Raw genomic sequence first — 10899 nt, forward strand, 5'->3', positions numbered from 1 at the left:
AGCTTGCCGTTGCTGATGACGGGATGGGTCCAGATACGGCCGTCGCGAGCGCGCTGGGAGCTCTGTGCTTCGAGCTTGAAGCTGCTGACCATTTTCCATCCTTTCTTCGAAACCTCCACCAGAGCGATGGTACCATCGGTCTCTGCCTGGCAGTAGAGCATGCCGTCCGCGCAGGTCACCGCCCCTTTGCCGATGCCGGGATCCTGCCACACAGCTTCGCCAGTCTTGAAATCCTGGCAGGTCCAGTTGCCCGGACGGCCTTCGCAGAAGCCGTAAAGCAGGCCGTCGATCAGGATGACGCCGCCGTGGTGGTTGATCATGTTCTTGTTGGAGTACACCTCTTCGGCGCTGCTGGAACCGAGTTTTACCGCCTTGCAGCCGACATTGTAGCCAGCGGCAACATAGATCTGGCCGTCATTGTAGATCGGCGTAGGAATCACGGCGACGGCGCCTGGGAAATCACTTTTCCACAGCACTTTGCCTTCCTTGGACACTCCCAAAATGCTCTTCATCAGGAGCTGCACATACTGGCGCTTGCCGCCATGGTCGATGGGGATGATGGAGGAGTACTGGGCGGGCTCCTTCACTTCCTTGGTCTGCCAGATAAGCTCACCCGTCTTCGCATTCAACGCAGCGATGGCTCCCTTCGATCCGCCAGGGGTGACAATGACGAGATCGCCATCGACAAGCGGGGACTCCGTGAAGCCCCATTGTTGCAACTCGCCACCGAGGTCTTTGGTGAGACTCACCGTCCACACCTGCTTGCCATCGGCGGCGTTGACACAGATGAGATCACCGTTGCCGCCGATGGCGTAGACCAAGCCGTTGGCGACGGTGGGGGTTGCGCGTGGTCCATTACCCCAGGCGTTTTTGTAGATGGCTCCGACAGTCGTTTCCCATGCCTTTTTGCCGGTGGCTGTGTCGAGGCAAAGGACTTTCTCTTCGGCATCGAACAATCCCATCGTGTAAAGCTTGCCACCGACAACCGAGAAACCTGAGTAGCCAAGACCAGCTTCGTCGCTGACCCATGCACGCTTCGGACCGTTGGAGGGCCATTTTTTCAGCAATCCGGTCTCCTTAGAAATGTCATCGCGATTTGGGCCACGCCACTGCGGCCAATCCCCGGGTCCTGCTGCGCTGCCGCCGCCTGAAGCACCTTCCAGAAGCGCCTGATCGGCTTTGCTGAGGCTGGTAACGGGCAGGGTGATGAGTTTGCCGTCCTCACGCTTAAGAGTGACGTTGCCAGCCTGAACACCGACGAGTTCGGCTCTGATCTCGTGGACGCCGGAGGCATCCTTCCAAGTGCGAATTTCAGCCTGGACGGCGAGCGTGAGGCACAGGGAAAACAGGATGGTGACGGTGGTCTTCATGATGAGGTATGGATTGGCTCTCCGTGCAAACGGGTGAGGCATGCAGAGGTTTAGCACAGACCGCCGATTTCGGCTGCTTTCATCCGCCCATGTCGTTGAGCAGCGATTCGGCGGCGGCGCGGGCAGGAAGGTCTTTGAAGCGTGCGTCCTGAAGAACCTCGCGCAAAAGTGCACGTGCGGCACCGGCCTGTTCGCTTCGGCGCAGCATCTCGGCACGATACAAACGGAGTCGCAGCATGTCGGCGGGATCATGTGCGGTGGACTCGGCGTGTTCGAGAAGTTCGAGTGCCTGAGGCAGTTTGGACTGCAGTGCTGAGAGCAGCGCGGTGAGTTCGAGCAGCAGCGTGCTTTTACGCTTCGAGGCGAGCTCCGTGAGCGTGGTCTTGACGTGCGAATCGGGTTCGCCCGCCAGTCGCAGGGCCATGCCCTGATACAGTGCGTAGTCGCGCTCGGCTCCTTCGCCGAGCTTCGCGCCGATGCCTTTGCCATAGGGGCGGTAGAGCGGGTCGCCGAGCACGACGTTCATCCACGACAGGGCAGGTGTGGCGTTCCAGGCCGCCTCACCGACGGTGAATCCTTCGAGAAGCCGCCGGTTGAAGATGTCGAAGTGGATAGTGAGTGAGAGGTAGGGTTCAAACACATTGCCGAAGGTCACGGCAGCGCCATGGGACAGCAACGGCCCGGCCCAGGCTTTGTCGTGCGCACGAATGATGCTGGCGCTGAACGAATGCAGGTGGCAGGCGATCGCGCCGCGTTTGAACCGGAACGAGGGGGAAGCCAGCGCGCCGGTGATGTGATCGGTATACCAGCCGAAGTAGAGAATCGTATCAGGCAACGGCCACAAGTCGCGCAGCAAGGGCTCGTAGGGATCGATAAACACCGGAATGCCGGCGCGGCGAAATGAATCGGCGCTGTTCTTGAGCCAGGTTTCGCCCTCCTGATAGGCGCCGGTCTTCTTGGCCAGATCGATGACCGCACGGCCCAGGAGACCATGCTCTTCGGCGTAAATGGCGTCGTCGATCATGTGCTTCACGGTGTCATCGTCGGGCCCGTCGAGCCTGCCCACGATCAGCAGTCCGGAAGTGTTTCGGGCATTGGGAAAACGGGCCTGCTGGTCGAAGTAAGGATTGCGCACCCCTCCTTTGATTGGCGGTTGATCAAGGCCGAGCGTCGTCAGTTCGGAATCGACACTCGCCTCGTCTTCTTCGGATGGTTTCGGGTTCTGGGTGCCGCGTCGGATTTGATACGGCACGCCCCGCATCAGCACCAGCATACGGACATGAGGAGACGGTGCCAGAGGCGAGCGAATGCCGTCGCCCGTGAGCGGCTTTCCGGGAAGCGGTGGTTGTGAGATCCACCAGTGGCGTGATTCAAAAACCTTCAGCAACGGCTGGCGCAGCTGCTCTTCAAAATCGGCGCGGGAAATCGAGCTTTCCTGCGAACAGCGCAGGCCGATGACGTGCTCCTTCGGAATGTGGCGTTTTTCGGCGTAGTAGGCGGCCAATTCGGCAGAGCCGGGGAAGTCCGGGTTGAAGACAACGGCGGTCTCAGCTGCAGCATCCCATTCGGCGATGATCTGTGCATGAATATGAGGGGAGACAACGGGCAGCGCCAGCGCGACGGCAAGACAGGCTGGCAGTCTGAAAGTCATGCCCACTCAAGTTTCAGCCCGTCGTAGGCGATGTTCACTCCGGCGGGAAGCTTCGGATCTTCCACGGCGTGCATGATCTCACACTGAATGTGGGTGAACCAGGTCTGGCGCGGCCTGATCTCGCGCTGAACCGCCAGCGTCTCCTCGAAATTCATGTGCGTTGGGTGCGGTGTGTGCCGCAGCGCATCAATGATGAGCGTGTCCACGCCACGCAGTGCATCGAGCGACTGTGGGGACAGCGTTTTGCAGTCCGGGATGTAGGCGCAGAGTTTTTTGCCACCGCGTTCAAACAGAAAGCCGACCGTGTCCACTTTGCCATGTTGGACGGGAAGGGGAGTGATCGTGGTCTCACCGAGATGAAACGGGCCGTGAATCGGCTTGGGAAACGGTTTCAAGTACCCGCGATACCGGTTCTCGCCGTTGAAGGCATAGATGAACATGCGCTCCAGCACGGCGAGGCATTCCGGCGTGCCGTAGATCGGCATGAAATGATCCGCCTCAACCGTGAAGCGTCGCAGATCGTCGAACCCGGTGAGGTGGTCCATGTGAGGATGCGTGAAGATCGCCGCATCGATCCGGCGGATGTTTTCACGCAGGCACTGCATGCGAAAATCCGGCCCTGTATCGACCACCCATGAGGCCTCAGGAGTCTGAATGTAAACCGAGCACCGCAGACGCTTGTCCTTGGGATCGTTGCCCCGGCACACCGGGCAGTCGCAGCCGATCACCGGAATGCCGACGGAGGTGCCGGTGCCGAGAAAGGTGAGCTTCATTTCCATGTCAGGAATCTATTCTACTTCAGGCACGCGTCGATCGACGGACCCTTTGTTCCAGCGTCCTTCGAGGGTGAAGGAGAGGTGCGGGGTGTAGAGCTGGGGTTCCAGGAGGAAGGAATCGTGACCTTTGTCGGAGTGCACGGTGATATGCATGTTTGAGACAGCGGCTTTCTCGAGATGGCCGACGAGTTCCGCCTGCTCCTCGGGATAAAAACAGAAATCACTGTCAATGCTGAACACCAGGTAGTGCTGACCGGCGGCGGCGCTGCGGGCAAAGAGATCCTCATAGGTCTTCACACCGGCGTCACGCAGCGGATCATAGCGCAGCCACATGTCGGCGATGCGCAGGTAGGTGTTCGCATCGAAGCGGTTCACAAACTTTTTGCCCTGATGCAGCATGTAGCTCTCGACGTTGTGCTGGACGCGATACCAGGACAGCGTGTCGCCGCCCTGCTTCAAATCCTGCCGGGCGCGGCGTTCGATGGCGTCGAGGTGCACGAAGGTCTTGTGGCTGATCATGCGCGCGAGAGCGAGCCCGTATTCAGGCGCTCCATCCTCGTAGTAGTCACCGCCTTGGAAATGCGGGTCGTTTTCGATGGCCAGCACCTGCTCAAACAGGGTGAGACGGGTCAAAACAGTGGTCCGGCAGCCGCTGGCGATGGGGACGACAAGCCTCGCCCGTTCCGGATACATCGTGGCCAGATTGATCGCGAGCAGACCACCGACGGAGGCGCCCATGACGGCGTGGAGCTGCTTGATCCCAAGATGGTCGAGCAGGGCGAGCTGCGAGTTCACCACATCACTGGTGCGAACAGGCGGGAAGCTGCTGCCGTAGGGCTTCCCGGTGGCGGGATTGATGGAGGCGGGGCCGCTGGAGCCATAGCATCCACCGAGGTAGTTCGCGCAGATGATGAAGTAGCGCTTCGTGTCGAGCGCCTTGTCGGGTCCGATGAAGAGATCCCACCAGCCGGTGTGGATGTCCTCCGTCCAGCGTTCGTCGGTGCCGGCGACTTCGCGGGTGACTCCCGCCGCATGCTGACTGCCGGACAGGGCGTGGAAAAGCAGGATGGCGTTCGACTTGTCGGCATTCAGCTTGCCATGGGTCTCATAGGCCACGGTGATGCCGGGAAGCTGGTCGCCGGACGCGAACACGAACGGGTCCTTGGCGGTTCCGGTCTGAAAAAACTTGGTTTCTGCTGTTTTGGCGGCCTTCGACATGAGGCGCGGAAGAAACAGGGTTTTGGGGATGCAGCAAGGCGGAGATGTGGATTGATGGATCGTGGGATTGATGGATGTTTCCGGCGTTCTGCGTTTCGAACACATTCATGCTCGACCCTTTCGTCACACTCGAAGAAGCTGGTTTCTCGCTGCGGCGGAGCGCTGGTGTGGACCGGTTGGCAGGCTGGTCGCCTGAGCTGATCGCCGGTCTCGACTGGACGCGCGTGTCGGAACTGGCGCGTGCGATCGCTGCTGAAGCGGGTTGCGAACTGGCCGGATCCCACATCACGCCGGATGGAGCCGTCCACTTTGGCATGATCGAGCAGCCAAAGTCCGCGAAGGCGCGGCGGGCGATGGTGAAGATCGCCCCGTGGAATGAGTGGGGGGCCACGCCGGAGACGGTGCAGCGTTTTGCCCAGGAGGTGCGCACGGCGCGTGATACCAGAGGCATTTTGATCGCGCCCGCGGGTTTCAGCCCGGCCGCTCTTCGCACGGCGCAGGAATTGCGGATCGAGGCCGTGGATGCGACGGCCCTGGATGCGGCCGTGCGAACCCTGCCGGGTGACAAAAGTGATTTTCTCTTCGTCGTCACGACTGCGGGTGATTTCTCCACGCCTTCCTGCCCTGTCTGCATGAAGAAGCTGCGGCGCGTGGAGCAGGAGACCCTGGCCCTGCCCTCGCGCACGATCGACATGAGCGGGTTGATCGCCGACTTCATCGTCTGTGACCGGCTCGAAGTGGCCGCAGGCTGCGAAGTGACCTTTTTGCAGGAAGTGAGGGCGCGGTCCATAACGGTCTCGGGTCAGGCGTCGGGAGACTTTGTTTGCGAAGGACCCGTGACTCTGGAGGCCGGCGGCACGCTGGAGGGCACCGTGGCGGCACGCTCTCTCGTGGTGCGTGATGGCGGCGAGCTGCTGGGGCAGTTCCGCATTCTCGAAGGCGAGCTGGGCTCGTTCGTGAAGCCCTCGGTGCGCTGGCACTGGCGCTGTGCAGGCGCGGACGGAAGGCGCGAGTGTGCCGGCGTGATCTTCGAGCCGCATCAGTGACGGGCGAGATCGTTCTTGGCACGCTGGCTCCGCCTGTGGCATGTAGGCCGCATGTCCTCCAACTCCTCCGGCCCCGGCGCTCTGCTTCGACTGGTGTTTTACGCCGCGGCCATCGTCATGGCCCTGCTGCATGTGTTTGTGACGTTTCGCGGCCTGAGCAGCGCGGAGGGGATGAATCAGGCGCAGCTCGCGCGGCAGATCGCCCGCACGGGTTCTTATCAAAGTCACGTCATCGAGCCCTATGCCTGGGCGCAGATGGAGGCCGCAGAAAAGAAACCCTCGCCGCTGGCGATGCCGGAGACCGTGCAGCCTCCGCTCCAGCCGCTGCTGTGGTCGGTGGCGTTCCGTTTTATGAAGCCGTGGCAGGTATATGATCCGGTCACGGGAGGCGCGGTGTTCCTCATGGACCGCGTGATCGCCTGCTTCGGGGTCGTGTGGTATCTGCTGACGATCTTCCTCACGCATGGCGCCGCACGCCGGTTGTTCGATGAACAGGTCGCCGCCATCGCCGCCATCGCGCTGCTGGTATGCGAACCCGCGTGGGAGCTGATGGTCAGCGGCGCGCCGCGCGCCCTGCTCATTTTGCTGTTTGCGCTCGCCTTTCGTCTCTATGCCTCGGCGGCGGGACGCGCGGTGGAGGATCGCGGCACCTTCATGCCGCTCGCGCTGCTCGGCCTGGTCTGCGCCCTGATGGTGCTCACCCACTGGATGGCGCTATGGATCGTGCTGGGGGTCGTCATCGGTGTGGCGGTGTTTCTCCCGCGCGGCAGGGCGGGCGCGGTCATCGTGGCGTTGTTCCCGGCGCTGGTGCTGGTCGCCTGGGGCTGGTGGAATGTGCAGCTCTGCGGCGATCCGCTCGGCGGCATCAAGGCGCTCATGCAGTCGCAGTCCTCCGCCGTCGCGCATGATACGTTGCTGCGGGATTTTTCACCCAGCGTGCCGTTGTTGCAGGTGGACGACCTGTTGCGGCGCGCCGGCCTGGGCTGGCAGGAGCAGCTGGCGCTGCTCTTCGCCCATCTGGGTTACGTGGTGCCGGCCGTGCTGTCTTTCCTCGCGCTCATGCACCGCTTTCGCAAGGCGGACGCCGCCTCTGCACGCTGGACGCTGGCGGTGGTCTTTGCCTGCGTTGCGCTTGGCATGGGACTTCTCGGTCTGCCGGACAAGGAGAACGATGACAACGCTCTCTACATCGTCCTCATGCCTGCCTTGAGTGCTTTTGGAGCGGCGATGCTCGTGGTGCTCTGGTCACGCTTTCAGATGTCCGGTGAATTCGTGGCACGCTGGGGCGCGCCGATCGTGGCCCTCTTCATCACCGCACTGCCCATGGCGGTAAATCTCCCGGTGCTCATGAAATTCGGCCTCACCATGGGCGGCAAGATCCCGCCGCACTGGCCCCCATTCTTGCCTGAGCGTGCATTCATCCTGCACATGCTCACGGACAGAAACGAGTTCATCATCTCTGACTCTCCGGCTTTCGTCGCATGGTATGGCGACGTGCCCTGTGTGAACCTGCCGGTGCAGCGTGGCGACTACGAACTGATGAAATCAAAAGCCGAGGAACGCGGAGCCAAACTCGCCGGCTTCGTCATGACGCCGGTCTCCGCCAAGGTCGAGCGGATCACTGATGTTTATACCGGTCCGTATGCAGAGTGGCGCGATCTCGTGATCCGTGGTCCGATGCTTGCCTTCGATCGCGATTTCTCTCCGAGCCCGGAGTTCCCTTTCAAAATTCCGATTCCTCTCGTGGGTCAGCCCGTCGGTGAGAAGGAGAACCTCAGCCTGCCGATGGTCTTCTATACCGACAAGACAAGGACGGCGAAAAAGTAGCCGTCAGAACACCAGGCACGCGTGGAAAAAACGCAGCGTGTCCGCGAGATGCGTGTTCCAGTAGTCCCACGTGTGTTCGCCGGGAAACTCCTCATACACATGCGGAATGCCCGCGGCCTGCAGATCGCGATGCAGTGTGCGGTTGTGCTCGATCAGCACATCCTCCGTGCCGCAGTCGAAGCGCAGGTGCGGCAGACGCGGCGCGAGTTTCGCGCAGTCGATCACCGCCAGCGGATTCGGATCAGTTAGATCAAACTCCGCGAGTGATTCCTCCACAAAACCCTGCATCTGCGCCACGTGCGTGATGCTGCTGTGCGCGCTGATGGCTGTGAAGCGCTTCGGATTTAGCAGGCCAAGCCGCAGAGCGCCATAGCCTCCCATCGAAAGCCCACCAATGAATCGTGGAGCGTTCTGGCAGCGCGCATCCACTTCCGCCGCCGCCTCAGGCACCTCTTCGACGATCCACGCCGCGTAGTCGGCATGGCGATGCTGCGCGTAGCCTGAGCCGTCGCCCCACAAACCGTCCGACGGCATGGCCAGCATCATCGGCGGCAGATCTTCTTCCGCGATGAGGCGGTCCAGCACCTTGTGCGCGCCGCCTTTGAACAACCATGCCCAGTGGCTTCCATAAACACCGTGGAGCAGGATGACCAGCGGCAGCGACTCCGCCTTCGTGTCCGGCACGTAGAAGCTCACATCCGCCCTACGATGCAACGCTGCCGACTTCACCGTGACATGATGAATGCCGGCGCCCGCAAGCGTGGCGTCCGAAATCTCAATGGTCCTGAAACTCATGCGAGGATGTCCTTGATGACCTTCGCACCTTCCACCCCGCTCAGGCGCGCATCAAGTCCTTGGAATTTGAAGCTGAAGGCGTCGTGCTGGATGCCGAGCTGATGAAGCATCGTCGCATGCAGGTCGTGAACGGTCGTGATCTTCTCGATGGCGGCGTAGCCGAGGTCGTCGGTCGCTCCGTGAACGATGCCGCCTTGGATGCCGGCACCAGCAAGCCACACGGACATCGCCTTGTTGTGATGATCGCGCCCGCTGCCGCCTTGCGACATTGGTGTGCGGCCGAATTCGCCCGCCCAGACGATGAGCGTCTCGTCGAGCATGCCGCGTTGCTTCAAATCGGTGATGAGCGCCATGCACGCGCGGTCGATTTCCTCAGCCTTGAGCTTCACGCCCTCCTTCACGCCGCCGTGATGGTCCCAGTCCTTGTGATAAAGCTGGATGAATCGCGTGCCGCGCTCGGCAAGGCGACGCGCGAGCAGGCAGTTGGAGGCAAACGAGCCATCACCCGGCGTGCAGCCGTAAAGTTCCAGCGTTTTGGCGCCTTCCTTGGTGACATCCATCAAATCCGGCACGCTCGCCTGCATCTGGAACGCCATTTCATACTGCGCAATGCGCGTGGCGATCTCGGGATCATCGACGAGCGCGTCACGCTGCTTGTTGAGCATGTTGATTGCCGCCACGTCGCGCTCTTGCTGCTCTCGCGTGATTCCATTCGGATTGGTGAGATACAAAACGGGATCGCCCTTCGCGCGAAGCTGTACGCCTTGATACTTCGACGGCAAAAAGCCGCTGCTCCACTGCCGCGCGGCGATGGGCTGATTCTGCCCGCCTTTGCCAAGCGAGGTCAAAACGACGAATCCCGGAAGATCCGACGCCTCCGTGCCGAGTCCATACGTCACCCACGCGCCCATGCTCGGCCGTCCGGCGATCTGCGAGCCCGTGTTCATGAACATGTGCGCCGGATCGTGGTTGATCGCATCTGTCGTCATGCTGCGAACGAGGCAGATGTCGTCGATCACGCTGCCGATCTGCGGAAACAGCTCGCAGAGCTCGATCTGGTTCTTCCCGAACTTCGCGAACTTGTGCTGCGGCCCGAAACAGTTCAGCGGCTTGCCCTGAAGCTGCGCGAGCTGCTGTCCCTTTGTGAACGACTCCGGCATCGGCTTGCCATCCATCTCCGCCAGCTTCGGCTTCGGATCGAATGTCTCCAGATGCGATGGCCCGCCCGCCATCGTCAGCCAGATCACCCGCTTCGCTTTCTGCGGCAGCGGCAGGTTCCCGAGCACGCCCTTCACCGGAGCCCCAAAAGCCGGACGCATCAGCGACGCGAGCGCGACCGCACCGAGTCCCTGCGATGTTTTGCCCAGAAAGGCGCGGCGGTGGAGAGGAGTAGTCATGCCTTCAGAACGTAGATAGCACTGCTGAGTTTTCCACGCAGGCGCTGGCTTCTGAAAAGAACCCGCACATTCGCAAAATGCCTTTCATTTTACTGCATTACCCGATGCGTTCTCCCGCCTTCATCCAATGTCTGACGCTGCTTGCATGTGGCGCGTTAACCTGCGTTGGGCAGGACACCCTGTTCGATGAGCCTCTTTGGGCACGCGATGGGTTGACGCGTTCCACGAACGCTTTCGCCCGAGTGACTCGTGTGCCACATCCCGAGGATGCGACAGTGTCCGCCTTGCATTGTGAGCGAGAGTCGCGTTGGTGGGGGCGGTTGCTCGTGGTTCGCCGCGATGGGGACAACGTGAAAAGTTTCGTCCCTTTGCCTCAAGACTATCTCGATGGTGCAGGCCATTATGTCCGAGATCTATCGTGGCGCAAAATTCGAGATGTTGGCTGGGTGCTGCAAGTTTTCACAAGCACGCATCGAGGGAATGGATCGCTCTGGCTGCTGGAGTTCAAAGATGGCCGGTCAAGGACACTGATGACGACACGAGCGGTGGCTGACAACTATGAGCGCTGGTTTGATCGCGGGCAGTTGCAGATCGAGCATCTTGACGGTGATGTTTCCAAGCCAATTGCACTACGACTGCACGGAATTGAGCATATCATTAATGAGGCAGGGTGTCAGTTGGACAAAAAGGTGGACGAGCAGTGGGTTTGGGACGGTGCCAAGCGCGTGTTTGTTATCCAGAACAACATTCAATCGCCGTCAAAATGATAGAACCAGAATGAGGGATGATGAAGCTCGAAGGCCGAATGTTTCGATCGGT

At 60.9% G+C, this 10899-nt stretch carries 9 protein-coding genes; 3 read left to right on the forward strand and 6 right to left on the reverse strand.

Features of this window, described 5'->3' with window-relative positions; translation table 11 throughout:
* The 4 genes from KDL09_RS08185 to KDL09_RS08200 form a co-directional block, all read right to left on the reverse strand.
* The coding region (locus KDL09_RS08185; protein WP_294383747.1) for a PQQ-binding-like beta-propeller repeat protein at positions 1 to 1370 on the reverse strand (1370 nt) is incomplete at its 3' end.
* Between the two features lie 79 nt (positions 1371 to 1449).
* A complete protein-coding gene (locus KDL09_RS08190; RefSeq protein ID WP_294383750.1) occupies positions 1450 to 3021 on the reverse strand; it encodes a TIGR03790 family protein in 1572 nt (523 codons plus the stop codon).
* Positions 3018 to 3800, reverse strand: a complete 783-nt coding sequence (locus KDL09_RS08195) for an MBL fold metallo-hydrolase (protein ID WP_294383751.1) — start codon at positions 3798 to 3800, stop codon at positions 3018 to 3020. The genes KDL09_RS08190 and KDL09_RS08195 overlap by 4 nt, the downstream gene beginning before the upstream one ends.
* Positions 3801 to 3809: 9 nt before the next feature.
* Positions 3810 to 5015 (reverse strand): homoserine O-acetyltransferase, encoded by a 1206-nt coding sequence (locus KDL09_RS08200; RefSeq protein WP_294383754.1) that lies wholly within the window; start codon positions 5013 to 5015, stop codon positions 3810 to 3812.
* 107 nt (positions 5016 to 5122) lie between these two features.
* On the opposite strand from KDL09_RS08200, the gene KDL09_RS08205 reads away from it, so the two are divergent.
* Complete coding sequence (locus KDL09_RS08205) at positions 5123 to 6061, forward strand: polymer-forming cytoskeletal protein (protein WP_294383755.1); 939 nt, start codon at positions 5123 to 5125, stop codon at positions 6059 to 6061.
* 51 nt (positions 6062 to 6112) lie between these two features.
* The gene (locus KDL09_RS08210; RefSeq protein ID WP_294383758.1) at positions 6113 to 7888 is read left to right on the forward strand and encodes a hypothetical protein; all 1776 of its coding nucleotides are present in this window, start codon (positions 6113 to 6115) and stop codon (positions 7886 to 7888) included.
* Between the two features lie 3 nt (positions 7889 to 7891).
* On the opposite strand, the gene KDL09_RS08215 is transcribed toward KDL09_RS08210, so the two are convergent.
* Positions 7892 to 8683 (reverse strand): alpha/beta hydrolase-fold protein, encoded by a 792-nt coding sequence (locus KDL09_RS08215; protein ID WP_294383761.1) that lies wholly within the window; start codon positions 8681 to 8683, stop codon positions 7892 to 7894.
* Positions 8680 to 10080: a DUF1501 domain-containing protein gene (locus KDL09_RS08220; RefSeq protein WP_294383763.1), complete on the reverse strand. Its 1401-nt coding sequence runs from the start codon at positions 10078 to 10080 to the stop codon at positions 8680 to 8682. Before KDL09_RS08220 ends, KDL09_RS08215 begins: the two co-directional genes overlap by 4 nt.
* A gap of 104 nt (positions 10081 to 10184) precedes the next feature.
* Here KDL09_RS08220 and KDL09_RS08225 point away from each other — a divergent pair, with 104 nt between their 5' ends.
* Entirely contained in the window at positions 10185 to 10847 is a 663-nt protein-coding gene (locus tag KDL09_RS08225) for a hypothetical protein (RefSeq protein WP_294383765.1), read from the forward strand.
* Positions 10848 to 10899: the final 52 nt, after the last annotated feature.

It is taken from the genome of Prosthecobacter sp. (assembly GCF_020439865.1).
In the GTDB taxonomy this organism is placed as follows: domain Bacteria; phylum Verrucomicrobiota; class Verrucomicrobiia; order Verrucomicrobiales; family Verrucomicrobiaceae; genus Prosthecobacter.

What these genes read in the sequence shown, in the direction of transcription:
- KDL09_RS08190 (WP_294383750.1), bottom strand. Translation starts at nt 3,021, where the DNA reads ATGACTTTCAGACTGCCAGCCTGTCTTGCCGTCGCGCTGGCGCTGCCC.
- KDL09_RS08195 (WP_294383751.1), bottom strand. Translation starts at nt 3,800, where the DNA reads ATGGAAATGAAGCTCACCTTTCTCGGCACCGGCACCTCCGTCGGCATT.
- KDL09_RS08200 (WP_294383754.1), bottom strand. Translation starts at nt 5,015, where the DNA reads ATGTCGAAGGCCGCCAAAACAGCAGAAACCAAGTTTTTTCAGACCGGA.
- KDL09_RS08205 (WP_294383755.1), top strand. Translation starts at nt 5,123, where the DNA reads ATGCTCGACCCTTTCGTCACACTCGAAGAAGCTGGTTTCTCGCTGCGG.
- KDL09_RS08210 (WP_294383758.1), top strand. Translation starts at nt 6,113, where the DNA reads ATGTCCTCCAACTCCTCCGGCCCCGGCGCTCTGCTTCGACTGGTGTTT.
- KDL09_RS08215 (WP_294383761.1), bottom strand. Translation starts at nt 8,683, where the DNA reads ATGAGTTTCAGGACCATTGAGATTTCGGACGCCACGCTTGCGGGCGCC.
- KDL09_RS08220 (WP_294383763.1), bottom strand. Translation starts at nt 10,080, where the DNA reads ATGACTACTCCTCTCCACCGCCGCGCCTTTCTGGGCAAAACATCGCAG.
- KDL09_RS08225 (WP_294383765.1), top strand. Translation starts at nt 10,185, where the DNA reads ATGCGTTCTCCCGCCTTCATCCAATGTCTGACGCTGCTTGCATGTGGC.